20 protein-coding genes are annotated in these 26,345 nt (G+C 74.0%); 10 read left to right on the top strand and 10 right to left on the bottom strand.

Translation table 11 applies throughout. The features are described 5' to 3' along the window. Nucleotides 1-119: 119 nt before the first annotated feature. Together DCW30_RS22485 and DCW30_RS22490 are read left to right on the top strand one after the other, a co-directional pair. Entirely contained in the window at nucleotides 120-818 is a 699-nt protein-coding gene (locus tag DCW30_RS22485) for a copper homeostasis protein CutC (protein WP_076685553.1), read from the top strand. Nucleotides 819-901: 83 nt separating this feature from the next. Continuing rightward, complete coding sequence (locus DCW30_RS22490; protein ID WP_062776509.1) at nucleotides 902-1,441, top strand: DUF2165 domain-containing protein; 540 nt, start codon at nucleotides 902-904, stop codon at nucleotides 1,439-1,441. Here the strand turns inward: DCW30_RS22490 and DCW30_RS22495 are convergent. Both DCW30_RS22495 and DCW30_RS22500 read right to left on the bottom strand, forming a co-directional pair. Further along, nucleotides 1,438-3,492, bottom strand: coding sequence for a HelD family protein (locus tag DCW30_RS22495; RefSeq protein ID WP_076685554.1), 2,055 nt, complete (start codon nucleotides 3,490-3,492; stop codon nucleotides 1,438-1,440). The two genes, DCW30_RS22490 and DCW30_RS22495, sit on opposite strands and share 4 nt — an antisense overlap. A 316-nt stretch (nucleotides 3,493-3,808) precedes the next feature. Then, entirely contained in the window at nucleotides 3,809-6,385 is a 2,577-nt protein-coding gene (locus DCW30_RS22500; RefSeq protein WP_076685555.1) for a helicase-associated domain-containing protein, read from the bottom strand. 260 nt (nucleotides 6,386-6,645) lie between these two features. On the opposite strand from DCW30_RS22500, the gene DCW30_RS22505 reads away from it, so the two are divergent. Beyond that, on the top strand, nucleotides 6,646-8,289 hold the full coding sequence (locus DCW30_RS22505; protein WP_076685556.1) for a DNA repair helicase XPB: 1,644 nt from the start codon (nucleotides 6,646-6,648) through the stop codon (nucleotides 8,287-8,289). Here DCW30_RS22505 and DCW30_RS22510 read toward each other — a convergent pair. After that, on the bottom strand, nucleotides 8,247-9,449 hold the full coding sequence (locus DCW30_RS22510; RefSeq protein WP_076689162.1) for a glycosyltransferase 87 family protein: 1,203 nt from the start codon (nucleotides 9,447-9,449) through the stop codon (nucleotides 8,247-8,249). The genes DCW30_RS22505 and DCW30_RS22510 overlap by 43 nt on opposite strands. A gap of 152 nt (nucleotides 9,450-9,601) precedes the next feature. Between DCW30_RS22510 and DCW30_RS22515 the strand changes: the two genes are divergently transcribed. Beyond that, nucleotides 9,602-10,627: a hypothetical protein gene (locus tag DCW30_RS22515; protein ID WP_076685557.1), complete on the top strand. Its 1,026-nt coding sequence runs from the start codon at nucleotides 9,602-9,604 to the stop codon at nucleotides 10,625-10,627. A 74-nt stretch (nucleotides 10,628-10,701) separates the two neighbouring features. Then, nucleotides 10,702-11,331, top strand: a complete 630-nt coding sequence (locus DCW30_RS22520; protein WP_076685558.1) for an HAD family hydrolase — start codon at nucleotides 10,702-10,704, stop codon at nucleotides 11,329-11,331. Here DCW30_RS22520 and DCW30_RS22525 read toward each other — a convergent pair. Next, entirely contained in the window at nucleotides 11,324-11,575 is a 252-nt protein-coding gene (locus DCW30_RS22525) for a hypothetical protein (RefSeq protein ID WP_076685559.1), read from the bottom strand. The two genes, DCW30_RS22520 and DCW30_RS22525, sit on opposite strands and share 8 nt — an antisense overlap. A gap of 192 nt (nucleotides 11,576-11,767) precedes the next feature. Between DCW30_RS22525 and DCW30_RS37950 the strand changes: the two genes are divergently transcribed. Next, on the top strand, nucleotides 11,768-12,151 hold the full coding sequence (locus DCW30_RS37950) for a cold-shock protein (RefSeq protein ID WP_076685560.1): 384 nt from the start codon (nucleotides 11,768-11,770) through the stop codon (nucleotides 12,149-12,151). A gap of 44 nt (nucleotides 12,152-12,195) precedes the next feature. Here DCW30_RS37950 and DCW30_RS22535 read toward each other — a convergent pair whose 3' ends face one another. The 4 genes from DCW30_RS22535 to DCW30_RS22550 all read right to left on the bottom strand — a co-directional run bounded on the left by DCW30_RS22535 (nucleotide 12,196) and on the right by DCW30_RS22550 (nucleotide 15,759). Next, on the bottom strand, nucleotides 12,196-13,092 hold the full coding sequence (locus DCW30_RS22535; RefSeq protein ID WP_076685561.1) for a 1,4-dihydroxy-6-naphtoate synthase: 897 nt from the start codon (nucleotides 13,090-13,092) through the stop codon (nucleotides 12,196-12,198). Next, nucleotides 13,055-13,804, bottom strand: coding sequence for a futalosine hydrolase (locus DCW30_RS22540; protein ID WP_079250075.1), 750 nt, complete (start codon nucleotides 13,802-13,804; stop codon nucleotides 13,055-13,057). Before DCW30_RS22540 ends, DCW30_RS22535 begins: the two co-directional genes overlap by 38 nt. Further along, the gene (locus tag DCW30_RS22545; RefSeq protein WP_062776486.1) at nucleotides 13,774-14,283 is read right to left on the bottom strand and encodes a hypothetical protein; all 510 of its coding nucleotides are present in this window, start codon (nucleotides 14,281-14,283) and stop codon (nucleotides 13,774-13,776) included. The genes DCW30_RS22540 and DCW30_RS22545 overlap by 31 nt, the downstream gene beginning before the upstream one ends. Before the next feature lie 63 nt (nucleotides 14,284-14,346). Continuing rightward, nucleotides 14,347-15,759: an MFS transporter gene (locus DCW30_RS22550; protein ID WP_079250076.1), complete on the bottom strand. Its 1,413-nt coding sequence runs from the start codon at nucleotides 15,757-15,759 to the stop codon at nucleotides 14,347-14,349. A gap of 415 nt (nucleotides 15,760-16,174) precedes the next feature. Here DCW30_RS22550 and DCW30_RS22555 point away from each other — a divergent pair, with 415 nt between their 5' ends. From DCW30_RS22555 to DCW30_RS22565, 3 genes are all read left to right on the top strand, one after another. Further along, complete coding sequence (locus DCW30_RS22555) at nucleotides 16,175-17,119, top strand: DUF3027 domain-containing protein (protein WP_062776484.1); 945 nt, start codon at nucleotides 16,175-16,177, stop codon at nucleotides 17,117-17,119. A gap of 497 nt (nucleotides 17,120-17,616) precedes the next feature. Beyond that, nucleotides 17,617-20,778, top strand: a complete 3,162-nt coding sequence (locus tag DCW30_RS22560; RefSeq protein WP_076685562.1) for a sacsin N-terminal ATP-binding-like domain-containing protein — start codon at nucleotides 17,617-17,619, stop codon at nucleotides 20,776-20,778. 199 nt (nucleotides 20,779-20,977) lie between these two features. Continuing rightward, nucleotides 20,978-21,808, top strand: a complete 831-nt coding sequence (locus tag DCW30_RS22565) for a calcium-binding protein (RefSeq protein WP_076685563.1) — start codon at nucleotides 20,978-20,980, stop codon at nucleotides 21,806-21,808. A 24-nt stretch (nucleotides 21,809-21,832) separates the two neighbouring features. Here the strand turns inward: DCW30_RS22565 and DCW30_RS22570 are convergent, their stop codons facing one another. Together DCW30_RS22570 and DCW30_RS22575 are read right to left on the bottom strand one after the other, a co-directional pair. Further along, entirely contained in the window at nucleotides 21,833-24,235 is a 2,403-nt protein-coding gene (locus DCW30_RS22570; protein ID WP_076685564.1) for an HAD-IC family P-type ATPase, read from the bottom strand. A gap of 119 nt (nucleotides 24,236-24,354) precedes the next feature. Further along, nucleotides 24,355-24,612 (bottom strand): DUF2530 domain-containing protein, encoded by a 258-nt coding sequence (locus DCW30_RS22575; protein WP_076685565.1) that lies wholly within the window; start codon nucleotides 24,610-24,612, stop codon nucleotides 24,355-24,357. A gap of 204 nt (nucleotides 24,613-24,816) precedes the next feature. Here DCW30_RS22575 and DCW30_RS22580 point away from each other — a divergent pair, with 204 nt between their 5' ends. Continuing rightward, nucleotides 24,817-26,271, top strand: a complete 1,455-nt coding sequence (locus tag DCW30_RS22580; RefSeq protein WP_076685566.1) for an NCS2 family permease — start codon at nucleotides 24,817-24,819, stop codon at nucleotides 26,269-26,271. Nucleotides 26,272-26,345: the final 74 nt, after the last annotated feature.

Here is a 26,345-nt window from a genome sequence, read left to right on the forward strand (position 1 = left end):
GCCGGACCGAGCACCCCGGTACGAGGGAGTCACCTCGCGCCGGGGTGTTCTGCGCGTAGGCTGTCAATTGGACTAGACCTGTGGGACGCGACCGTCGTGACGAGAGGGAAGAGACACCCATGAGCAAGCGTGCAGTACTGGAGGTGATCGCCCTCGACGCCGAGGACGCCGTCGCCGCCCGGGACGGAGGGGCGGACCGGCTGGAGCTGGTGACCGACATGGCCGCCGACGGCCTCACCCCCTCGCGGGAGACCTTCGCCGCGATCCGCGCCCGAGTCGACATCTCGCTGCGCGTCATGCTGCGCCTGGCGGACGGGTTCGCCGCCGGAGACGCCGGAGACATCGACGAGCTGGTCCGCAGGGCCGGTGAGCTGCGCGGCGAGGGTGCCGACGAGTTCGTGCTCGGCTTCCTCGACGAGGCCGGCGCCGCCGACCTCACGGCCGTGGAGCCGCTGGTGGACGCCCTCGACGGCTGCCGCTGGACCTTCCACCGGGCGATCGACCGCGCCGCCGACCGCGACGCCTGCCGCAAGCAGCTCGCGGACCTGCCGGGGCTCGACGCGTACCTCACCGCGGGGGCCGCGGGCGGGGTCGACGACGGCCTGCCCACGCTGCTCGCCGAGGCGGCCCGCCGCGGCGAGCCCGGCTACGAGCCGCGCCTCATGGTCGGCGGCGGCCTCCGCCTCGACCACCTGCCCGCGCTGAAGGCGGCCGGGGTGGACGCCTTCCACATCGGCGGCGCGGCCAGGCCCGCCGGCTGGGGGGCGCCGGTGTCCGCGGCGGCCGTCGCCGACTGGCGGGCCGCGGTGGACGCGTAGGTCCCCCGGCGGGGCCGCGGGGACCCGGTCGCGGAGCCTCCCGGCCCGGCAGGTACAACAAGGGGCCACAGGGAGGGAACTTGATGACCACCGCACCGTCCGACCGCACACTGCCCGCCGCCGCGGCCCTGCTCACCGGGACCGTCGCGCTCTACATGGCGCTCGTCGCCTTCGGGAACATCACCGACTTCGGGACCAACCAGCAGTTCGTACGCCACGTCCTGGCGATGGACACCACGTTCAAGGACGACGACCTGATGTGGCGCGCGGTGACGTCCACCGGCCTCCAGGACGCGGCGTACGTCGCGATCATCGCCTGGGAGACCGTCGCCGCGCTGCTGCTCATCGCCGCGACGGTCCTGTGGGCCGGCGCCCTGCGGCGCCGCTCCGGCTACCCGCGCGCCCGCCGCCTCGGCACACTCGGCCTGCTGATGGTGCTGCTCCTGTTCGGCGCCGGGTTCATCGGCGTCGGCGGCGAGTGGTTCGCCATGTGGCAGTCCGAGAACTGGAACGGCCTGGACGCGGCCACCCGCGTCGTGACCCTGGCGGCCCTGGTGCTCCTCGTGACGCACCTGCCGTCCGCCGCGGGCCCGGCGGACGGCGGCAAGCGGGCGGCCGGCTAGCCGAGTTGTGCGGGCAGGTCCGCCGCGTGCACGACGGTCAGCCCGGACACCGCGCGCGTCAGCGCCACGTACAGCCGGCGCAGGCCCGTCCGCTCGTCGGGCTCGCCGTCGACGACGGCGGCGGGCTCGTCGAGCACCACGTAGTCGTACTCCAGGCCCTTGGCGAGGGAGGCGGGCACCAGGGTCAGCCGGGTGTCGGGCGTCGTCTCCTCGCCGGGGGACAGCGACGTGACCCCCGCCGCCTTCAGCGCCTCCGCCAGCGCGGGCACCCGCGAGTCCGCCGCGATCAGGCCCACCGAACCCTCCCGCAGCAGCGCCTCCTCGCACGCGGCGAGGCAGGCCGCGTCAAGGGCCCCGGCGCCGTCGGCCCGCCGCACCGCCAGGGAACCCGGCGACTCACGCACCGAGTCGACCTCGGCGAGGCCGGGCGCGATGTCGGGCAGCAGCCGCGAGGCGTACGCGATGACCTCGCGCGGCACGCGGAAACCGGCCGTCAGCTCCTCCACCACCGCGTCGCCCTTGCCCAGGTGCCCCAGCGCCTCCGCCCAGCTCCGCGTCGCCCACGGGGTCGTGCCCTGCGCGAGGTCGCCGAGCACGGTCGCCGACCCGGTCGTGCAGCGCCTGCCCACCGCGCGGTACTGCATGGGCGAGAGGTCCTGCGCCTCGTCGAGCACCACGTGGCCCAGGGAGTGCGTGCGCGTGACGAGGTCGGCGGCCTCGTCGATGAGGACCGCGTCCGCCGCCGACCACGTGGCCGACCTCACGCTCCGCGCCGGCCTCGCCCACAGGATCGCCCGCTGCTCCTCCTCGCTCAGCACACCGTCGGCGTGCGCGGCGAGGAACTCCGCGTCGGACAGCAGCCGCAGGACCAGCTTCGCCGGATCGACCTGCGGCCAGATCGCCTTGACGGCCGCCTTCACCGCCGCGTTGCGCGCCACGGCGTCCTGCACGCGGTCGTCGGGGGCCTCGCCCGACTGCTCCATGCGGACCAGGACGGCGTGGGCGATGCGCTGCGGCAGGGCGTCGCGGGCGGCCCCGTAACGGATGTCGCGCGCCAGCAGCTCCCGGACGATCTCCTCCAGTTCGTACGCCGGTACGCGCCAGCGGCGCGAGCCACGGACCACGACGACCGGCCCGGTGGGGAGGGTGACGTGCGAGCGCAGGGCCCGGCGGAGCACGTCGGCCATGCGGGCGTCGCCCTTGACGAGGGCGGCGGCGGGGTCGTCCGCGCCCCGCACCTCCACGTGCGCCACGAGGTCGCCGACGGTGGCCTGCTTCACCTCCAGCTCGCCGAGGGCGGGCAGCACCTGCTCGATGTAGTGCAGGAAGGAGGCGTTGGGCCCGATGACCAGCGTCCCGGTCCTGGCCAGCCGCTCGCGGTGGGCGTAGAGCAGATAGGCGACGCGGTGCAGGCCGACGGCGGTCTTGCCGGTACCGGGCCCGCCCTGCACGCAGACGCTCCCCTCAAGGCCGCTCCGCACGATCTCGTCCTGCTCGGGCTGGATCGTGGCGACGATGTCGCGCATCGGGCCGACGCGGGGCCGCTCGATCTCGCGCTGGAGCAGCGCGCTGGTCCGCTCGGCCTCGCCGGCGTCGCTGAGGTGCTCGTCCTCGTACGCGGTGAGGTCGCCGCCGGTGTAGCCGAAGCGGCGGCGCAGCGCGATGTCCATCGGGTCCTTCTTCGAGGCCCGGTAGAACGGCTGGGAGACCGGTGCGCGCCAGTCGATGACCATCGGGTCGCCGTCGGCGTCGTGCACGTGCCGCCGACCGATGTAGAACCGCTCGCCTCCGGCGCCCTCGGCCCGGTCGGCGCCGGGGGCGCGCAGGTAGTCGAGGCGGCCGAAGAACAGCGGGGTGTGGGCGAGGTCGGCGAGGGACTTGATGCGGTCGTCGATCTGCCTTTCGAGGACCGCGGCGTTCACCCAGTTCGCGGTGACGTCACGGATGTCGAGGGCCTCGGCGTCCGCGCGCATGGCGCGCAGGGCGGAACGGGACGCGTCGAGGTGACCCCGCTCGCGGGCGAGGGGGTCGGTCTGGTCGTGCGCGTGCACGGGGTGCCTCCGGCGATTCGTGCGGTCGTGGCGCGGGCCGCTGCTGCCGCCGCGGCCCGTCGGCTCTGGCTCTGCCGCCCGGTTTCCGTCCGGACGGCGGCGCTCCGCGCGGGAGGCCGGGGAAGGGGGCATCTTAGGCGCGGCGCACGCGGGGGTGCCAACGGTTTTCCGGGCGCATGGCGGTGCGGACGCGCGGCGGCGCGGTCGTGCGGGCCTCAGTCGGCCGGAAGGGGGTCGAGGGCCGGACCCGGGCCCGGCTTCTCGAACGCCGGAGGGCCGATCTCGCCCGCCGGAGGGGCCGATTCTGCGCGGCCCGTCAGTCGTCGGCCAGTTCCGCCACGCCCGTGACGCGGTGGAGGGGATACGTGCGGACCTCGTCCGCCGTGTGGTCGTAGGCCGTGACGAAGCCGCCCTCCACGCGGACCGGGGCGATGACCCGCTGGCTCGCGGCGCCCTCGGCGTTGACGTAGCCGATCCACACCGCCTCGCCCGTCAGGACCGCGGCCTGCATCGTGGCCAGCGTCTCGGCCGCTGTCGTGCGCGGCAGTTCGCCGTCGGCCGCGGGCGCGGCCTTGCGGGGCGCCGTCGACGCCAGGTCGCCCGCGCGGATCGCCCGCACCGCCGCGCCGAGCAGCGTGGCGTCGGGCACCGGAGGCCCCTCGGGGACCGGCTCGGGGGCCGAGCGGGGCGGGGTGCGGTGGGCGTGGGCCCGGGTGATCAGGACGTCACCGTCGGGGGACTCGGCGGCGGGCGCGAAGCCCATGCCGCGCAGCCCTTCGAGCAGCGTCCCGGGATCGGCCTGCGCGGCGAGCACGGTGGGCGCGAGGCGGCGCAGCCGCAGGCCCTGCGAGCGCTTGTCGGCCAGGATCTCGTCGAGCAGCGCCTCGTCGTCGCAGCGCACGTAGGCCGACGCGGCGCCGATACGCAGGTGCCCGTGCCTGCGTGCCACGTCGTCGATCAGGTACGCGAGCGGCTGCGGGACCGGCGTGCGGGAGTGGGCGGCGAGGAAGGCGTGGAGGTCGGAGGCCGACTGCCCGGCGTCGAGCGCGCGCCGCACGGAGCCCGGCGTGAACCGGTAGACGGTCGCGCCGCCCTTCGACTCCACGTCGGCGATCACGGACAGCGCCTCGGCGAGCGGCCGGTCGAGCGGCCCAGGCGCCACGGCGGTGAGGTCCGCCTGGAGCAGCACGTGGTCGAGGGGTTCGGGCAGCAGCGGCGCGAGGAGTCCGGCGGCGCGGGCGGCGAGCGCGGCCTGCTCACCGGGGCCGACCGCTCCTGCGTCTCCCACGCCATTCGGCCCCCCGGCAGCGCCACCCGCACCCGTCGCGCCCCCGTCCCCGGCGCCCTGGTGGGCGGCGCCGCCGAGCAGCGCCCGCCCATGCGTGGCGAGCGCCCCCCGCCCGGTGATCCCCAGCAGCTCCGCCTCGTTCAGCGTCCAGCGGGCGATGCGGGAGCGGAGGTCTTCCGGCTCCGAGCCGTCGGCGGGGCGCCGGGAGGCCGTCGGGCGCTCCCAGCGCAGGCGGGCCAGGAGGGTGTCGGGGTCGGGCGCCGCGCCCTCGGGGAGCGTGGCGAGCAGGGTGAGCACCCGGCGGCGCACCTCGGGGGCCACCGAGCGGTCCAGGTGCGGCCCGAGCGCGGAGAGCGTGCGGTCCTTGCCGTCACGCCCGCCGATGAGCCCCGCCGTGCGGGTCGCCGGGAGCCAGGCGGTGACCAGGGCGGCCCAGCGCTCGGCCGGGGGGAGCTCCTGCCACTCGTCGTACGCGGGAGTCGCCGCGTACCGCTCGTCCGCCTCGCCGTCGGAGGCCAGCAGGCCCGCCGCGTAGGCCAGTTCGACCCAGAAGGCGGCCAGTGGCTCCGGCAGGTCGAGGGCCACGGCGGTCCGCTTGAGGTCGCGCACGCTGAGCCCGCCCGCGCGCAGCACCGCGGGGCCGCCCTCGTCCCAGTCCTTCAGGAGCTCCTCGACGGTGGCGAGCGCCGTGTAGGCCTGGCCGGCCGCCGTCGCGTCCACGACCTGTGGACGGTGCTCGCGCGCCACCCCCACCGCCGGCGGCGTCGGCACGAGGACGCGGTGCGCGCGCCCGGCCCGCAGGTGCAGCGCGGCCTCGCGGGGCAGGACGACCGTGCCGGGCGCGGTCGGGAGGAGCAGCCCTCGGTCGATGAGCCAGCGCAGATGCCGCGCGGGGTCGGCGGTGACCTGCCCGTACGGCGGGCCCCAGACCAGCCGCGACAGCACCTCCACCGACTCGGCGGGCGCCTCGTCGAGGAGGGCCGACATGCGTTCCCGGTCGTCGAAAAGGGCGGTCAGGGACCGCACGGCGGACACCGGGTCGTGCGTCGTGGGGAGCCCGGCGGCCGTGACGATGTCCTGGACGCGGGTCGGCGACATGCCGGCCGTGGCCTCGGCGACGGTGGGCCCGAGCCCGGTCGGCGAGGGGTGCTGCGGAGCCGGCGCGAGCAGTTCGCGGGCGGTGCGCACCAGGCGCAGCCGCTCGTCGGGCCCCCAGACGAGGGCCTGCTCGTGGAGGGTGGCGAGGGCGCGCCGGAAGGCCGGCTCGACGGCGGGGTCGCCGTCGTCCCCCGCGAGGAGCGCGAGCACCTGCCCGTACGTCGCGGGCTCCGGGGCCACGGCGAGCGCTTCCGCCACCTGCTGCGCGAAGCGGTCGAGGCGCTCCAGGGCGCGGACCACGGAGGCGCGCGTCCCGGCCCGGGTGGCGAGCTGGGTGAGGTCGGTGGGTACGGGGTTGAGCAGATCGGGGCGGGCGTGCAGCAGCGCGGCCAGGTCGTCGTCGCCGCGCGAGCGGAGCGCTTCGGCGAGGGAACGGGGCGTCTCGGCGGCGCGCGGCGGTGCGCTCGCGCCGGCGCTGTCCGTGGGCTGCGGCTCGTCGATGCTCATCCGCCTCACGTTAGCGCCTCCGCCCCCCGCCGCAGGGGCCCCGACCGCGCCCGGCCCGGCCCTCCGACGAGGCCGATGCGGAAATGTCCCGGTGACACGCCGTACCGCACGGCGTGTCACCGGGACTTTTCCGCATCCGACCCCACTCCGCCCCCGCCCCGGCCCCACCCGGCCCACGCGCCCCCGGCCGCCGCGACGCCGGGTGTGATCGGCGGCCTATGCGGCACACTGGATGTTTGGCCTCATGAAAGGGCGCTTGCGTGAACGGACCCCTCATCGTCCAGTCGGACAAGACTCTCCTGCTGGAAGTGGACCACGAGCAGGCCGAAGCGTGCCGCCGGGCCATCGCGCCGTTCGCCGAACTGGAGCGCGCCCCCGAGCACATCCACACGTACCGGGTGACGCCGCTCGGCCTGTGGAACGCCCGGGCCGCCGGGCACGACGCCGAGCAGGTCGTCGACGCCCTCGTGGAGTTCTCCCGCTACCCCGTGCCGCACGCGCTGCTCGTCGACGTGGCCGAGACCATGGCGCGGTACGGCCGCCTCACCCTCTCCAAGCACCCCGTCCACGGCCTCGTGCTCACCACGACCGACCGGCCGGTGCTCGAAGAGATCCTGCGGTCCAAGAAGGTCCAGCCGCTCGTCGGCGCGCGGCTCGACCCGGACACGGTCGCCGTGCACCCCTCCGAGCGCGGCCAGATCAAGCAGACGCTGCTGAAGCTGGGCTGGCCCGCCGAGGACCTGGCGGGGTACGTGGACGGTGAGGCGCACAAGATCGACCTGGACGAGGCGGGCTGGTCCCTGCGGCCCTACCAGCAGCAGGCCGTCGAGGGGTTCTGGCACGGCGGCAGCGGTGTCGTCGTGCTGCCCTGCGGGGCGGGCAAGACGCTGGTCGGCGCCGGGGCCATGGCGCAGGCCAAGGCGACCACCCTCATCCTCGTCACCAACACCGTCTCCGCCCGCCAGTGGAAGCACGAGCTGGTGAAGCGGACCTCGCTGACCGAGGACGAGATCGGCGAGTACAGCGGGACCCGCAAGGAGATCCGGCCGGTCACCATCGCCACGTACCAGGTGCTGACGACCAGGCGGAAGGGCATCTACCCGCACCTCGAACTCTTCGACTCGCGGGACTGGGGCCTCGTCATCTACGACGAGGTGCACCTGCTGCCCGCGCCCGTCTTCAAGTTCACCGCCGATCTCCAGGCGCGGCGCCGCCTCGGCCTGACCGCGACCCTGGTGCGCGAGGACGGGCGCGAGTCGGACGTCTTCTCGCTGATCGGGCCCAAGCGGTTCGACGCCCCGTGGAAGGAGATCGAGGCGCAGGGCTACATCGCGCCCGCCGACTGCGTGGAGGTGCGGGTCAACCTCACCGACGGCGAGCGGCTCGCGTACGCCACCGCGGAGGCGGAGGAGAAGTACCGCTTCTGCGCCACCACCGCCACCAAGCGGAAGGTGACGGAGGCGCTGGTCAGGAAGCACGCGGGGGAGCAGACGCTCGTCATCGGGCAGTACATCGACCAGCTCGACGAGCTGGGTGAGCACCTGGGCGCGCCCGTCATCAAGGGCGAGACGACGAACGCGCAGCGCGAGAAGCTCTTCGACGCCTTCCGGCAGGGGGAGATCTCCGTTCTCGTCGTGTCCAAGGTCGCCAACTTCTCCATCGACCTGCCGGAGGCCACCGTCGCCATCCAGGTGTCCGGCACGTTCGGGTCGCGGCAGGAGGAGGCGCAGCGGCTCGGGCGCGTCCTGCGGCCCAAGGCCGACGGGCACGAGGCCCGCTTCTACTCCGTCGTGGCGCGGGACACCATCGACCAGGACTTCGCCGCGCACCGCCAGCGGTTCCTGGCCGAGCAGGGGTACGCCTACCGGATCGTCGACGCGGACGAACTGCTCGCCGGCGGCTGACGCCTGCCCGCCCCACGCGGCACGCCGCCCCCGGCACCCGGCGCGCCGCCGGTGCGCGGTGGCGGCACCGCCTCGTCGCCCGCCCGGGAGCGGACGCCGGACAGGCACAGGTACGGCAGCAGACCGAGAGCGAGCAGCGCGTACGGAGCCGCGAGCGGCTGCTGCCACCAGGGCAGGCGCAGGTCGAGGTCGCCCTGGTGCGGCAGCAGCCAGAAGGTGCGCGCCGTGAACAGCGCCGCCACCGCCGCCGCCAGGCGCACCCTCCCGTCGGCGGCGAGCAGCGCGAGCAGCGGCACGCACCACACCCAGTGGTGGGACCAGCTGACGGGGGAGACGAGCAGGGCGGTGAGCGCCGCCGCGAGCAGCCCGTGGGCCTCCCGGCGGGCGCGCCGCGCCGCCCACAGCCCGGCCGCGCCCGCCAGGGCCGCCGCGCCGGCCCACGCGAGCCCGGGCTCGGCCAAGTGCAGGGCCCGCGCGACGAGGCCCTGGAGCGACTGGTTGTCGACGATCCAGGCCTTGCCGACGCGCCCCGTCTCGTACAGCCGCCGCGTCCAGAACTCGACGCTGGCGGACGGCAGCACGAGCGCGCCGAGCAGCACGGTCCCCGCGAAGGCGGCGACCGCCGTCCCCGCCTCCCGCGTGCGCCCCCGCAGCAGCAGATACGCGACGAAGACCGCGGGCGTCAGCTTGATCCCCGCGGCGACCCCGAGCCAGAAGCCCTTGCCGAGGGCTCCCCGCGGCCGGGTGAGGTCCCACAGGACCAGGCAGGCGAGGGCGAGGTTGATCTGGCCGAACAGCACGGTCTGGAAGACGGGTTCGAGCCAGAGTCCGAGCGCGGTGGCGGCGCAGAGCAGTGGCGCGCGGGCCGGGAGGTGCGCGAGCCGGCAGGAGAGGCGTACGAGGAGCGCCAGCAGGGCCACGTTCCCGGCGAGGAAGACGGCCTTCAGGGCGGCCGTCGGGAGCCAGGTGGTCGGCACGAAGAGGATCGCGGCGAACGGCGGGTAGGTCGCGGGCAGTTCCCACTCGGTGACCGTGAACCCGTACAGGTCGCCGCCGGACGCGACGGCCGCGCCCTCCGCCCGGTAGACCGACGTGTCGGCCATCGGGACGTGCTGGACGACGCAGAGCGCGGCCAGGGCGCCGAGCGAGACGACGAGCAGGGCGGCGGACGCGACGGCGGCCGAGGGTGCGCCGAGTGAGCGGACGATCACGTTCCGTGGTTGCACGGGCGCGACCCTAGCCGATGGACCAGTTGGGGTCGCGCCGCGAATCGGCGGCCCGAAGGGGCCGGAATACCGGTACGGTCAATGCCGTGGGGATCGAAAGTGATCAGCTGGTCTACGACTACCTGAGCAGGGTCGGGGACCTGGCCCAGCAGCGGCAGTTGCCGTCCGGCGCGCGCATGCGCCTGGTCTCGGAGCTGCGGGACCAGATCGACCGAGGCCGCTCCAAGGCCGTGGTGGAGAGCCCCGCGGCCATCCGCCGCATCCTGGCGCGCCTCGGCACCCCGGAAGAGATCGTCGAGGCGGCGGGCGGCGCCGCCGGCGTCGAGGCGGCGCAGCCGGAGGCGGCGGCCGTCCCGACGCAGCGGAACGCCCGGCCGAGGCCCCGCAAGCGGGCGGAGTGGCCCAAGAAGGCGGAGCGGCCCCCGGAACCGGAGGAGCCGCCGCGGGATGTGGCGGGCCCGTACGCCTCGCCGCCGCACCTCGCGGGCACCGACGAACTGGGGCCCGGCGGCTCCGAGCCCGACTGGTGGCGCCACGACAGCAGCCCCTTCGGCGTCGCGGACAGCGTCCCCGGCTTCGTCGGCGGCGTGGAGATCCCCGAGCTCCTGAAACCCCCGCCGTCCGCGGACGACGCTCCCGGTGTGCCCCGCCCGCGCCTCGGCAAGGACCCCGAAGCCGCCGCGGAAGCGGCCGTGGCCGAGGAGGACGCCGAGGAGGCCGTGGAGGCGGGCGGTCGCCGACGGTGGCGTCCCCGGCTGCGGCCCGCCGCCGGAGGGTTCAGCAACCCGCTGCTCGTCCTCGCCGCCGTCCTGCTCGTCGCGGGCGCCGTCATCGGCAACTGGCTGGCTCTCGGCGTCGGCTGGCTCATCGCCTACGCCTCCCGCAGGCTCTCCCGCGCCGAGGCGAAGGCCGCGGTCATCGGCATCCCGGTGCTCGCGGTGACCGCCGGGCTCACCTGGCTGTGGGGCCGCAGCGAGCGCGGCTGGGGCGAGCAGATCCGGGACGGCCACATGAGCGACGCCGTGGCCGAGACGTGGCCGTGGGTCGTGCGCGGCGCGGCCATCGCCTCGGCACTTTTCCTGCTGTGGCGCTCCCAGCGGCGCCGCCCCTGACGGGAGGCGCGCCCCCGGCGCGTACGAGCCACCTGGGCCACCGCGCGGACACCCGCCCTCGGCAGAATGGGGGCATGACTTCTCGCGCACCGACCGTCGGCTTCGACCTCGACATGACCCTGATCGACTCCCGCCCCGGCATCAAGGCGGCCTTCCTGGCGCTCTCCGCGGAGACGGGCACGCACATCGACGCCGATCTGGCCATCACCCGGCTCGGGCCGCCGCTGGAGCAGGAGCTGCGGCACTGGTTCCCCGAGGAGAAGATCGCAGAGACGGCCGACCGCTACCGTGAGATGTACCCCACATACGCCATCGCGCCGACGCTCGCGATGCCCGGCGCCCGGGAGGCCGTGGACGCGGTCAGGGCGGCCGGCGGGCGCGCGATCGTGGTGACCGCCAAGCACGAGCCCAACGCGAAGCTGCACCTGGCGCACCTGGGCATCGAGGCCGACGCGGTCATCGGCTCGCTCTGGGCGGAGGCGAAGGCCGTGGCGCTGCGCGAGCACGACGCGGGGGTGTACGTCGGCGACCACACCGGTGACGTGCGCGGCGCGCGTACGGCGGGCGCGCTCTCCGTGGCGGTGGCGACCGGGCCGTGCGACGCGGCGGAACTGCGCGGGGCGGGCGCCGACGTGGTCCTCGGCGACCTGACGGAGTTCCCCGCGTGGCTCGGCGCCCACACCGCGGGCGCCGCCGCTAGCTAGCGGCGGACCGCGCCTGCCGTCGCTGCACGGCGATGCCGCGGAGCACGCCGGCGGCGGCCACGAGGAACCCGACCCCCATCAGCATGCACACCGCGTACGCGAGTGGGGGAAAGGGGTCGGTGCCCAGGAAGAGCGGGGCCACGGTGACCAGAGTGGCCACCGCGCCGACGAAGAAGATGACTGCTCCGGTCCGGACCATTCCATCGCCCGGTCCGGCGGAATTCGCTTGGGTTTTGTCACGCACCCCACCAGGGTAGTTCCCAGCGCGAAGGAAGAATCCGGGGACGTCTTGTCACCGGCCCCCGGAGCAATAGTCTTGGGTTCGGCGGGTCGAGCGACCCGCTGTAGTGCTATCCAGAGCCGTTTTCGCCCTGTCATTTCCGGCTGGGCGACCGGCATAGACGAAGTACGACGAGTACGAGGACGAGGACTTCACGTGCCTACCGGCAAGGTCAAGTGGTTCAACAGCGAGAAGGGCTTCGGCTTTCTCTCCCGCGACGACGGCGGCGACGTCTTCGTGCACTCCTCCGTACTGCCCGCCGGCGTCGACACACTCAAGCCGGGACAGCGCGTGGAGTTCGGAGTCGTCGCCGGTCAGCGCGGCGACCAGGCCCTGTCCGTGGCGATTCTCGACCCGACGCCGTCGGTGGCGGCCGCGCAGCGCCGCAAGCCGGACGAACTGGCGTCGATCGTCCAGGACCTGACGACGCTCCTGGAGAACATCACGCCGATGCTGGAGAAGGGCCGCTACCCCGACAAGGCGTCGGGTGCGAAGATCGCGGGCCTGCTGCGGGCGGTCGCGGACCAGCTGGACGTGTGAGGCGTCGCGCCGGGCGGGCCGATGCCGGCCCGTCCGGCGTTCGCTCACGGAAACGCCAGGGCGTCCGGCCGCAGGGCGGGCACGAGCCCCTCCGCCGCCGCGCGCGTCAGCAGCCCGCGCACCGCCGCGTAGCCGTCCTCGCCGAGGTCGGCGGTGAACTCGTTCACGTACAGCCCGATGTGCTGGTCGGCGACGGACGGGTCCATCTCCTGGGCGTGCTCCATGACGTACGGACGGGAGACCTCCGGGTCGTCCCAGGCCATGCGGACCGAGGTGCGCGCCGCGTCCGCGAGGGAGCGCAGCACGTCCGGGCCGAGCGAGCGCCTGGCGATGATCGCGCCCAGCGGGATCGGCAGGCCCGTCGTGGCCTCCCAGTGCTCGCCCATGTCGGCGAGGCGGTGCAGGCCGTAGTTCTGGTACGTGAAGCGCGCCTCGTGGATGACCAGGCCCGCGTCGACCCCGCCGTCGCGCACCGCGGGCATGATCTCGTCGAACGGCATGACCACGATCTCGCCGACGCCGCCGGACAGCGTGTCCGCGGCCCAGAGCCGGAACAGCAGGTACGCCGTCGACTTCTCGCTCGGCACCGCGACCGTCTTCCCCGCCAGGTCGACACCGGCCTCGCGGGTGAGGACCAGCGGCCCGCACCCGCGGCCGAGCGCGCCGCCGCAGGGCAGCAGCGCGTACTCGTCGAGCACGTAGGGCAGGACCGCGTAGCTGACCTTGAGGACGTCCAGCTCCGAGGAGCCGGGGGCGGCCGCGCCGCGCTCGGCGACGCCGTTGGTGATGTCGATGTCCGCGAACGTCACGTCCAGCGCGGGCGCGCCCGGCACCCGGCCGTGCGCCCAGGCGTCGAAGACGAACGTGTCGTTGGGGCAGGGCGAGTACGCGATCCGCAGCGGGTCAGGCGCGGCGTCGTTCGCGGGGGTCATGGCTGTCATGCGTGTTCCAACTCTCCAGTACCGGCGTGAACTTCCCGAACGCCCCGCCCAGCGCGGCGAGGGCGTCACCGATCCGCCAGGCGGCGCGGTCGCGCGGGCCGACCGGGTTGGAGACCGCGCGCACCTCGGCCACCGGCACACCGTGCAGCACGGCCGCCTCGGCGACGCCGAATCCCTCCATCGCCTCGGCCAGGGCGTCCGGGTGGCGCAGCCGCAGCTCGGCGGCGCGCTCGGCGGAGCCGGTCACCGTCGAGACGGTGAGGACGGCTCCGGTCGCGGCACCGCAGGCGTCGGCGAGCTCCCGTACGAGGGAAGGCGGCGGACGGTGGGTGACGGCGCCGAAACCCAGCTCGGTGACGGGCTTGAAGCCCTCGGGGGTCTCGGCGCCCAGATCGGCGGCCGTGACCGCGTCCGCGACGACGAGGGAGCCGACGGGCGCGTCCGGCGGGAAACCGCCGCCGATGCCCGCGGAGACGACGAGGCCGTAGGGCCGCCCGGCGGCCTCGGCGCGGGCGAGCGCGGTCGCCGTGCCCGCCGCGGCGGCGCCGGGGCCCACCCCGACGGCGACGACGTCGAGAAGGCTGCCCGCGGGCAGCGCGGCGGCCACCGCGTCCCGTTCGACGGGGACGGCGGTGGCGATCAGGACGCGCTCAGCGGCCCCGGGGGACGCGCCGTGCGGGGTCAGGAGTCCTTCTTGAACGTGAACGACCACAGGCCGGTGGCCTTCTGCGTGCCGCCCTCGCCGCCTTCGAGGATGCCGACGGTGGACTTCTTGCCGCCGCCGCCGTACTGCTGGTTGAAGAAGACGTTGCCCGGGATGACGACGTAGGTCTTCTTGCTGGCCTCGGTCAGCGGACGGCCGTTCATCAGCAGCGTCCAGCCCTTCTCGGCGATCTCCGGGTCGACGCCGAAGCGGACCTTCTCGTCGGGATCGACCTTGATGGACTTCACGTCCTTGTCCTGGAGGCAGGACTTGAGCTGCGACTGCTTGAGCTCCTTGCCGTCGTTGTAGCAGGAGGCTTCCGAGTTCACCGAGTCGCCGCCGACCGTCACGGTGGCGAGCGGCGTCGGCTTGTCACAGGCCGAGAGCACGAGGAGTCCGGCGGAGACGGCGCCAAGGGCGGCCACGGTGCGGCGGCGGCGCGCCGCGCTGTTCACATTCGCGGCTCCGCCGCGGAGCAGGGAGGTCATGGGCGAAGGCTATCGGGCGCGCCGTGGGGTCCCACTACGCGGGGGTCACGGGCGCGCCGCCCGCTACGCGAGGACGCGCCGCGGTCCGCCGCGCCTGGCCGAGGCCAGGAGTCCCCGTACGGTCGAGAGCCAGCCCGCCGCGACGATCGCCGCGGCCACCGACAGGCCGAGCGGGCCGATCAGCGGCAGCGCGATGCCGATGCCGCCGCCGATGACCCAGGCGACCTGGAGCAGCGTCTCGGAGCGGGCGAAGGCCGAGGTGCGGACCAGTTCGGGGACGTCGCGCTGGAGCAGCGCGTCGAGGGACAGCTTCGACAGCGCCTGCGCGAAGCCCGCGCAGGCGCCGAGGCAGGCGACCGCCACCGCGCTGAAGAACACCGCCGACGTGATCGCCACGCCGAGCACCACCGCCACGACCGTCACGATGATCAGCTCGGGGGCCCGCGCCTTCAGCCAGGCGCCGACCGCCGTGCCGAGCGCGTTGCCCGCGCCCGCCGACACGCCGACTATCCCCAGCGAGACGGCCGCGCTCTGCCCGGCCAGCGGATGCTGGCGCAGCAGGAACGCCAGGAAGAAGATGAGGAACCCCGACAGGCACCGCAGCGCCGCGTTGGCGGCCAGGGCGTGGGTGACGGCGGGGCCGACCGTACGGAGTCCCAGGCGCCGTTTGCGGCCGGTGTCGGCGGCGGCCTCGGCGCGGGCGTGCAGCCGCAGGTGCTCCTCGTCGGCGGCGAGCAGCGCCTTGCTCTCGCCCTTGGCCGAGTCGACCTTGCGGGGCAGCGAGAACGAGAGCAGCATCCCCGACACGAAGATCACGAACGCGCCGTACAGCGGCCAGCGCGGCCCGAGCGCCTGGAGCCCCGCCGCGACCGGGGCCGCCACCGCGGTGGCGAGGAGGCCGCCGAGGGTGACCCGGGAGTTCGCCTTCACCAGGGAGAAGCGCGGTGGCAGCAGCCGGGGGACCACGGCGCTTCTCACCACGCCGTACGCCTTCGACGCCACGAGGACGCCGAGCGCCGCCGGGTACAGCTCGACGCTGCCGGTGGCCACGGCGCCCGAGAGGACGAGGGCGAGGAGGGCGCGGGCCAGCATGGAACCGGCCATCGCGGCGCGGCGGCCGTGCGGGAGCCGGTCGAGGAGCGGGCCGATGACGGGGGCGAGCAGGGTGAAGGGCGCCATGGTGATGGCGAGGTAGAGCGCGACACGGCCGCGGGCCTCGTCCGTCGGCACGGAGAAGAAGACGGTCGAGGCGAGCGCGACGGTGATCATGACGTCGCCCGCGCCGTTCACCGCGTGCAGTTCGATCAGTTTGCCGAGTCCGGACTCGCCCGCCCCGTGGGCGTGCGTGGCCTTGCGGATGCCGCGCGCGGCGCCCGTGAACGGCCAGTGCAGCGCCCGGACCAGCGCACGCGCCGTCCGCCTCGCCGGTCCGGGCGAGACGACGGCTACGGGCGTCGACGACCTGGTGGGAGCCACCCCGTCATAGTGCCCCCTCCAAGGGTCCACTAGTACGGATAACGGCTGTGAGCCGCGGCGGGTCCGCGCGCATGGCCGCCCCGGCCCGGCCGCGGGGGCGTTCTCAGCCGGGCGCCGGGGCTTGGCGGAAGGGTCTTTCGGAGCGCGGCTCGGGTCCCGTCGCGTACGTCGGTGTAGGCCCAGGGGCCAGGAGAAGGTAGCGTGCGTAACGCGCCTGCGGCGGTTGTTCTCGGCCGCGCGCCTCTCGGTCATCCCGCAGAATGGGTGACGTAGGTGCGCCCGGGGACGTCGGGCGCGGACGTCGACGCGGCCCGCCCCCGGTGCTCGAAAGCCCGGAGGCGCCCTTGCCGCTCCGTCCGTACCCCCGCACAAGGGTGGCGCACTCGTGAGACGGCGTAGGAGAGAAGCGATACCTGTGAGCGCAGCGACAACGCGAAGCCGTACCCCGCGCACCCCGCGTACCCCCGACCGCCTCTGCGCCGAAGCGGTCGGCCTGGCGCGTGCGGCGGCCGAGGAGGCCGCCGCGCCCGGTGTGGTCGGTGAGCATGTCGAGGTCGTCGTCGAGGGCGACCGCGTCGTCACGCACCTCTTCGAGTGCAAGGAGTTCGGCTACCGGGGCTGGCGCTGGGCGGTGACGGTGGCCCGCGCCTCGCGGGCCAAGGTCGTCACGCTCGACGAGACGGTGCTGCTGCCGGGGCCCGACGCGCTCCTGGCCCCCGAGTGGGTGCCGTGGAGCGAGCGGCTGCGCCCCGGGGACATGGGGCCCGGCGATCTGCTGCCGACCGACGCCGAGGACCTCCGCCTGGAGCCCGGTTTCACCGGCGAGGAGGAGCCGCCGCCGAACTCGATCGTGTCGGGGGAGATGGCGGAGCTGGTCGAGGCGGAGGACGCCGAGATCACCGCGGGTTCGCCCGCCGAGCAGCCGCTGGCGCCCGCGCGCGGCTCCATCGCGGCGGTCGCCGACGAGCTGGGCATGCGCAGGGCGCGGGTCCTCTCGCGGTACGGGCTGCACGTCGCCGCCGACCGCTGGGAAGAGGGGTACGGCGCGAAGACCGCGATGGCGCAGGCCGCGCCGGCGGCGTGTGTGAGCTGCGGGTTCCTGGTGGCGATCGGGGGCTCGCTCGGACAGGCGTTCGGTATCTGCGCCAATGAGTTCGGCCCGGCCGACGGGCACGTGGTCTCCCTGTCGTACGGCTGCGGGGGGCACTCCGAGGCCGCCGTCATGCCGAAGCCGCCGCGGCCCGCGCCGCCGGTCCTCGACGAGACGCGGCTCGACGAGATGCCGCTGCGGCCCGCGGCGGACTCCGGTTCCGTCCCCGTCTCGGGGCAGGGCGCGAGCGAGGACCTCGGCCACAGCTGAGGGCCCCGGGGCCTTGAGCGGTCCCCGCGTGGCCCGGGGCCTCGGCTGTTCCGTGCCGCGTGGCCCGGCGCGGGGGCCCGGCTCCTCCCGCGGCCCCGGCCGCGCCGTGCCGCCGCTTCGCGGCGTGTCCCGGCTCGGGGGCGCCTGAACCCGGCCCGCGGCCTCGGCCGTCCTGCGCCGCCGCTTCGCGGCGTTGCCTCCACCCGCCCGCCCTTTCCGTGCGGCCCCGAGGGGTCGTCGTGGGAGGGCGCGGGTCCGGGGGCGGGCTCGGGTGCGGTGTCGGGACGCGTGCCCGTTCGCGGGGGCCGTGCCGCCGGGTGTCAAGTGGGCGGGTGGGAGACACGCCGCGCAGCGGCGAAAAGTCCTGACCGGCACCCGCCCCGCCGCGAAAGCACCCCCGACCGCCCCCGGCGAGAAGCGGTACCGTTCGCCCGCAGAGGGGCAAGACCCCAGGGCAAGATCCCCAGGCCACACCCGCGAAGGAAGAGGGACGAACCGTGAGCAAGATCGTGTGGCCGGCGGCCGAGGGAACGGACCCCTTCGGCACCGCCCGCCTCCGCCGCGGAGTCCTCGACGCCTGGGCCGCCGCTCCCGCCCGCTTCCGCGAGGACGCCAACGCCGAGGAGGACCTCGCCCTCGGCGGCTACCGCGACCGCCTCGTCGTCGAACTCGCCCAGAACGCCGCCGACGCCGCGGCCCGCGCGGGCGTCCCCGGACGGCTCGCCCTGACGCTCCGTGACGGCGTCCTCGCGGCGGCCAACAGCGGCGCCCCGCTGGACGCCGCGGGCGTCGAGTCCCTCTCCACGCTCCGCGCCTCCGCCAAGCGGGAAGAGGCGAGCGAGGCGGGGCAGGAGAACACCGTCGGCCGCTTCGGCGTGGGCTTCGCCGCCGTCCTCGCCGTCAGCGACGAGCCCGCCGTCGTCGGGCGGACCGGCGGCGTCCGCTGGTCCCTGACCGAGGCGCGCGAACTGGCCGCCGAGACCGCCCGCTTCAGCCCCGGCCTCGGCGACGAGATCCGCCGCAGGGACGGCCACGTGCCGCTGCTGCGGCTGCCGATGGCCGCCGAGGGCGCCGCCCCCGAGGGGTACGACACCGTCGTCATCCTGCCGCTGCGCGACGCCGCCGCCAAGGACCTCGTGGCCCGGCTGCTCGACGGCATCGACGACGCCCTGCTCCTCGCCCTGCCGGGCCTCGACGAGGTCCGCGTGGAGACCCCGGACGGCACCGTGCGGACCCTGCGCCGCCGCGTCGAGGCCCCGTACACCGTCGTCGAGGACAGCCGCGACGGCACGGCCCGCTGGCGCACCGTCAGCAGGCGCGGGCCGCTGGACCGCGCCCTGCTGAAGGACCGTCCGGTGGAGGAACGGCTGCGTCCCCACTGGTCCGTCACCTGGGCCGTCCCCGTGGGCGCCGACGGCGCCCCGGAGCGTCCGCGCTCCACGCCGGTCGTGCACGCGCCGACGCCGAGCGACGAGCCGCTGGGCGTGCCGGCGCTGCTCATCGCCTCGTTCCCGCTGGACACCGCACGGCGCCACGCCGCCCCCGGCCCCCTCACCGACTTCCTCGTGCAGCGCGCGGCGGACGCGTACGCGGAGCTCCTCGCCGAGTGGCGGCCCGTGGGGGAAGGCATCATCTCCCTGGTGCCGGGGCCGCTCGGCAGGAGCGAGCTGGACGGCGCGCTGCGCCAGGGCATCCTGGAGCGGCTGCCGCGCACCGCCTTCCTGCCGCCCGCGCTGCCCCGCGCCGAGGACGACGAGGACGAGCTGCCCGAGGCCCTGCGGCCGCGTGATGCCGAGGTCGTGGAGGGGGCGGGCGCCGACACCGTACGCGTACTCGCCGAGGTGCTGCCCAGCCTGCTGCCCGCGGGGCTGGAGCGCCGGGCCGAGCTGCGCACCCTCGGCGTCGCGCGGGTCCCGCTGACCGAGGCGATCGACCGGCTCGCCGGTCTGGAGCGGGAGCCCGGCTGGTGGCGGCGGCTGTACGACACCCTCGCCGGGGTCGACCCCGAGCGCCTCTCGGGCCTGCCCGTCCCGCTGGCCGGGGGCGTCTCCCGGGCTTTCGGCCCCGGGGGAGCGCGGACGACGATCGGGCCCCGGCAGGTCCTGCTGCCCGCCTCCGGCGAGGAGCGCGACCAGGCGCCGCTGGCCCGGCTCGGCCTGAAGGTCGCCCACCCGGACGCCGCCCATCCGCTCCTGGAGAAGCTGGGCGCCCTGCCCGCCACGCCCCGCGCGGTCCTGACGACCCCGCAGGTGCGCGCGGCGGTGGCCGCGTCCCTCGACGACGACACGTGGGACGAGGAGGCGCTGGACGCGGAGGAGCTGGCGGAGGTCGTGCTCACGCTGGTGCGGGACGCGAACCTCGCGCCGGGCGACGAGCCGTGGCTCGCGGCCCTGGCCCTGCCCGACGAGGACGGCGAACTCGCCCCGGCCGGTGAACTCGTCCTGCCCGGCAGCCCCTTCGCCGAGGTCATGCGCGAGGACGAACTGGCCCTCGTGGACGCGGAGACCGCCGCCCGCTGGGGTGAGCAGCCGCTGGCCGCGTGCGGGGTGCTCGCCACGTTCGCGCTGGTGCGGGCCACCGACGTGGTCCTCGACCCGGACGAACTCGACCCCCGTGAGGGCGACTTCCCCGAGCCGGACGACGCCGGGCTCCTCGACGCCGTCGACGTGTGGTGCGAGGACGTGCTCGACCGGCTCCCCGACACGCCCGTGCCGCCCGTGGCCACCGAGGTCGTCGCCGTGCGGGACCTCGACCTGGTCGACGACGACCGCTGGCCGCAGGCCCTCGCGCTGCTCTCCCGCCCGCCGCTGCGGGACGCCCTGACGCAGCCGCTGCGGGTGCTGCTGCCGGACGGCACGACGGAGACCGTGCGCTCGTACACGGCCTGGTGGCTGCGCGGGCATCCGGTCCTGGACGGCCGCAGGCCCGCCGGACTGCGCGCGGAGGGCGGCGATCCGCTCCTCGCGGGCCTGTACGACGCGGCGGACGCCACCGGCTTCGGCGACGAGCAGGTGCTGCGGGCGCTCGGCGTCCGTACGTCCGTGGCCGCCCTCCTGGGCGAGCCGGGCGGCGCCGCCGAACTCCTGGACCGGCTCGCGGACCCTGCGAGGCCCGTCACCGCCGGTCAGCTGCATGCCCTGTACGGCGCCCTGGCCGACCTGGACCCCGAGCAGGTGACGCTCCCCGACGAACTGCGCGCGGTGGTGGACGGCGAGCCCGTGGTGGTCGACGCGGCGGACGCGGTGGTCGCCGACGCCCCCGACCTGCTGCCGCTCGCCGGCGGCGTGCCGCTGCTGCCCGTGACGCCCCGCAAGGCCGCGGACCTCGCGGAGCTGTTCCAGGTGCGGCGCCTGAGCGAGACGGCGGCCGTGGAGCCGGTGGGCGACGGCGTCGAGCACGAGGTGCCCGCACCGGTGCGGACCCTGCTGGGCCCCGCGACCCCGAAGACGTACACCGAGTACGAGGAACTGGTCGCGGGCGGCGTCGAACTGGACTGGCGCCGCACCCCCGACGGCACCGTCCACGCGGCCACCCTGGAGGGCGTCGCGGCGGGCCTCGCCTGGGCGGCGGGCCAGTGGCCGCGCCGCTTCGAGGTGGCGGCGCTGCTGGAAGATCCCTCACGGACGGCGGAGCTGGCGCGGGACCGCTGGTTCGACTGAGGGGCGGGCCGGGGCGGACCCGGGCGGAGAGGGCGGAACCTCTCCGTCCATATCCCGGTCACGGTTTCTTCACTTTTCATACAACCAGGCGCAGGGGTCGCGAGTCTGATCTTCCGAGTCAACAGACTCCTAGATCACCGGGTTCCCGCGTGAAGGCTTGACGCACCGCGGGGAGCCCCTTCTCCACTTGGGGAAACACATGCGTATTCGTGCCACCGTGGCCGCACTGTCCGGCACCCTGGCCCTTTCCGCACTCGCCGTCCCGGCCGCGCAGGCCGCCGACGGACCGAACCTGACGCAGCGCGAGACCGCCATCGCCAAGGCGGCGGCCGACGAGTCCGAAGGCGACACGAAGATCACGAAGGTCGTCGTCAACAAGGGCAAGGACATCGTCGTCGGCACCACGAACAAGGTGAAGTTCGACATCGCCATCACCGCGACCGACGCGGAGGGCATCTTCGCCGGCGACGCCTTCCTCTGGCACGGCAGCGACATCGACAACTTGGACGGTTTCCTCTTCTCGGAGGACTCCGGCACGTGCACGGCCGTGAACGCGACCACCGCCACCTGCACGGTCTCCGTCGTCGTCGACCCGAAGCTCGACCTCTTCGACAACGTCCTGGCCGGCAAGTGGAAGGTCGCGGCCTCCGCGATCGGCAACGACGGCGACTACTACCAGGAGGACAACTTCTCCTCCAACGCCCGCATCCAGCGCTACGCCCGCCTCACCACCAACGCCTCCCCCGAGCCCATCAAGAAGGGCAAGACCCTCACCGTGTCCGGCGCGCTGACCCGCGCCAACTGGTACACCTCGAAGTACGCGGGCTACACCAAGCAGGACGTGAAGCTCCAGTACAAGAAGAAGGGCGCCAGCAGCTACAGCACCCTGAAGACCGTCAAGTCCGACTCCAAGGGCAACCTGAAGACCACGGTCAAGGCCTCCGCCGACGGCTACTTCCGCTACGTCTTCGCCGGCACCTCCACCACCCCGGCCGTGACGTCGAAGAGCGACTTCGTCGACGTCCAGTAGGGGCGGGGAGTGCCGTAGCAGCGGCTACGCCGGTACGCGGCGGTCCACCCAGCGGTAGATGAGCTCGATGGCCAGTGAGGCCACCGCCGCGATGGCGACCGCCGCCCACGGCATCACCGTGCCCACCAGCTTCAGCTGGAAGAAGTCCTGGAGCCAGGGCACGGTCAGCACGAGCAGGAAGCCGAGACCCATCAGGCCGATCAGGCCGAGCCGCCACCATGTGTAGGGGCGGGCGATGATCGCGAGCACCCACATGGCGATCAGGAACAGCGCCAGGGTCGCCGCGCTGGTCTCGGCTTCCCGCGCGCCCGCGCCTTCGTAGTGGTGCATGGCGAGCAGGTACGTCACGAAGGTGGCGATGCCCGCGATGACGCCGCCCGGGATCGCGTACCGCATGACCCTGCGGACGAAGTGCGGCTTCGCGCGCTCCTTGTTCGGGGCGAGGGCGAGGAAGAAGGCCGGGACGCCGATCGTCAGGGTCGACAGGAGCGTCAGGTGGCGGGGCAGGAAGATGTACTCCACCTGGGCGCAGACCACGAGCAGCGCGATGATCACTGAGTAGACCGTCTTGACCAGGAACAGCGTGGCGACGCGCGTGATGTTGCCGATCACGCGGCGGCCCTCGGCGACGACGGAGGGCAGCGTCGCGAAGCTGTTGTTCAGGAGCACGATCTGGGCGACCGCCCGCGTGGCCTCCGAGCCCGAGCCCATCGAGACGCCGATGTCGGCGTCCTTGAGGGCCAGGACGTCGTTGACACCGTCGCCCGTCATCGCGACCGTGTGGCCGCGCGACTGGAGGGCGCCCACCATGTCGCGCTTCTGCTGCGGGGTGACGCGGCCGAAGACGGCGTGGTCGTCCAGGGCCTCGCCCATGGCGTCGCGCTCGGCGGGCAGCTTGCGGGCGTCCACGGTGCTCTCGGCGCCCGGCAGGCCGAGCTTGGCCGCGACCGCGCCCACCGAGACGGCGTTGTCGCCGGAGATGACCTTGGCGCGGACGTCCTGCTCCTCGAAGTAGCGCAGGGTGTCGGCGGCGTCCGGGCGCAGCCGCTGCTCCAGGACGACGAGCGCGGTGGCGTGCGCCCCGGCGGCGACGTCGGAGTCGTCGAGGTCGCCGGAGGCGCGGGCCAGGAGCAGCACGCGCAGGCCCTGCTCGTTGAGCTCCTCGACCTCGGCGAGGACGGGGTCGTCCTCGGGCAGCAGCACGTCGGGCGCGCCGAGGAGCCAGACGGAGGTGGTGCCGTCGGCCTCGCTGAACGCGGCGCCGCTGTACTTGCGGGCGGAGGAGAACGGCATGGACTGCGTGCAGCGCCAGTCCGCGCGTGCCGCGTAGGCGTCGAGGATGGCCTGGAGCGAGGCGTTCGGCCGGGGGTCCGACTCGCCGAGGGCGCCGAGGACCTCGCGTATGTGGTCCTCGTCGGCGTCGTTCAGCGGGCGCAGCTCGGTGACGTCCATGCCGCCCTCGGTGAGGGTGCCGGTCTTGTCCAGGCAGACGGTGTCGACGCGGGCCAGGCCCTCGATGGCCGGGAGTTCCTGGACGAGGCACTGCTTCCTGCCGAGCCGGATGACGCCGATCGCGAAGGCCACGGAGGTCAGCAGGACCAGGCCCTCGGGGATCATCGGGACGATGCCGCCGACGGTGTAGGCGACGGACTCGCTGAAGTCGTCGTTCTTGACGACGAGCTGGGAGATGACGAGCCCGATGGAGGTCGGCACCATCAGCCACGTCACGTACTTCAGGATCGTGGAGATGCCGGAGCGCAGCTCGGAGTGGACGAGGGTGAAGCGGGAGGCCTCCTCGGCGAGCTGTGCCGCGTACGCCTCGCGGCCGACCTTGGTGGCGGTGAAGGCGCCGCCGCCCGCGACGACGAACGACCCGGACATCATCTTGTCGCCCGGCTTCTTGACGACCGGGTCGGCCTCGCCGGTCAGGAGTGATTCGTCGACCTCAAGGCTGTCGGCCTCGACGGTCTCGCCGTCGACCATGATCTTGTCGCCGGGGCCCAGCTCCACGAGGTCGCCGAGGACGATCTCGGAGGTGGAGACCTCCGTCGCGCGGCCGTCGCGCCGCACGGTCGGCTTGGCCTCGCCGAGGACCGCGAGGCTGTCCAGGGTCTTCTTGGCCCGCCACTCCTGGATGATGCCGATGGCGGTGTTGGCGACGATCACGAAGCCGAAGAGGCTGTCCTGGATCGGCGCCACGAAGAGCATGATCACCCAGAGCACGCCGATGATCGCGTTGAAGCGGGTGAAGACGTTGGCCCGGATGATCTCGCCGAGGGAGCGGGAGCTGCGGACCGGCACGTCGTTGACCTCGCCGCGCTCGACCCGTTCGGCGACCTCGGCGGTGGTGAGGCCGGTGGCCCGGCTCACCGGGGGAGGCACCGGGTGGACGGGGTCGAGCTCGGCGCCCGCGTCGATATGCGTCATGCCTTCGACGGTAAGTGCCCCCGTGGGCGTTCACCCCCCGAGTGCCGGAAAGATCCGACCACGGTAGGACGTGCGCCGTCCCGGTACCGTCCCGTGGTCGTACGGACTGGCGCGACGGACTAGCGCGGCTCGGCGGCCTTCGCCCGCTTGATCGCGGCGTCGCGTCCGCGGACGTACCAGATGCCGATGAGGCCGAGGCCGCCGCCGGCCAGGCAGGTCCACACCCACCAGGTGGCGTCGCGGTCGTCGAACCAGCCGTAGAAGGGGAGCTGCGCCAGGAAGAGGACGAACCAGAGGATCGTGCCGCCCGTGATGGTGGCGACCACGGGGCCCTCAAGGGGCTCCGGCGCCTCGTGCTTAGGGGTCCACTTCGCCATGCGTACACCTTACGAGGCGGGGCCCCGGTCCCTTACACCCGTTGTCCCGCAAGGGTCTACGCGCGGAGATAGCGATTTCGGCTTCATGTATTCATACTGAAACCGCTCATTAATGGCCGATTGCTTTCGTACGAATGTACTGAAGGTTCGAGTTCCTTCAAGCTCGGCACACCGCCTTCCCCACCCCAGGTCATGAGGTTTTCCATGTCTTCCTCGGCCAGCGCTCCGGTCGACGCCCGCAAAGAGCCGCCGAAAGCCCCGCACAACGGCCTCGACGCCTTCTTCAAGATCTCGGAGCGCGGCTCGACCCTGGCCAGGGAGGTCCGCGGCGGCTTCGCCACCTTCTTCGCGATGGCCTACATCGTCGTGCTGAACCCGATCATCCTGGGCGGCGCGAAGGACATGTACGGCCACCAGCTGGACAACAAGCAGCTGGTCACCGCCACCGTCCTCACCGCCGCCTTCACCACCCTGCTCATGGGCGTCATCGGCAACGTCCCCATCGCGCTCGCCGCGGGCCTCGGCGTCAACACCGTCGTCGCCCTGCAGCTCGCCCCGCGCATGTCCTGGCCCGACGCCATGGGCATGGTCGTCCTCGCCGGTTTCGTCGTGATGCTGCTCGTCGCGACCGGCCTGCGGGAACGCGTGATGAGCGCCGTGCCGCTCGGCCTGCGCAAGGGCATCGCGATCGGCATCGGCCTCTTCATCATGATGATCGGCCTCGTCGACTCCGGCTTCGTCTCGCGCATGCCGGACGCCGCGCAGACCACGGTCCCGCTCCAGCTCGGCGGCGACGGCCACCTCAACGGCTGGCCCGTCCTGGTCTTCGTGCTCGGCGTGCTGCTCACCCTCGCGCTGCTCGTGCGCAAGGTGCCGGGCGCGATCCTGCTCAGCATCGTCGTCATGACGGTCGTCGCGATGGTCATCCACGCGGTCGCCGGCCTGAAGCCCGCCGTGTGGGGCCTGACCAGCCCGGAGTGGCCCGGCAACCCCGTCTCGACGCCCGACTTCGGGCTCGTCGGCCAGATCAGCCTCTTCGGCGGCTTCGAGAAGGTCGGCGTCCTGACCGGCGTCCTCTTCGTCTTCACCGTGCTGCTCTCGTGCTTCTTCGATGCCATGGGCACGATCATGGGCATCGGCGACGAGGCCGAGCTGACCGACGCCGACGGCAACATGCCCGGCATCAACAAGGTGCTCTTCGTCGACGGCATCGCCGTCGCCGCGGGCGGCGCCTCCTCCGCCTCCGCCACCACCTGCTTCGTGGAGTCCACGGCGGGCGTCGGCGAGGGCGCGCGCACCGGCTTCGCGAACGTCGTCACCGGCGGGCTCTTCGCCGTGGCGCTCTTCCTCACCCCGCTCGCCACGATGGTCCCGTCCCAGGCGGCCACGCCCGCGCTGCTCGCGGTCGGCTTCCTGATCCTGTCCGGCTCCATCCGCGAGATCGACTGGGCGGATCACACCATCGCCATCCCCGCGTTCGTGACGATGCTGATGATGCCGTTCACGTACTCGATCACCAACGGCATCGGCATGGGCTTCGTCACCTTCACCGTGCTGCGCCTCGCCGCCGGTCGCGCGCGCGAGGTGCCGGTCGCGATGTACGTGGTGTCGGCGGTCTTCGCCTTCTACTACCTGATGCCGGCGCTGAACCTGACCTAACCGTCCCCGCCGAGCGGGCCCCGCGGGGCCCGCTCACCCGCCGAGTCGATCCGCGGGGCCGCCCGCTCGCCCGC

Source organism: Streptomyces alfalfae (assembly GCF_004127445.1).
Taxonomy (GTDB): Bacteria; Actinomycetota; Actinomycetes; order Streptomycetales; family Streptomycetaceae; genus Streptomyces; species Streptomyces alfalfae.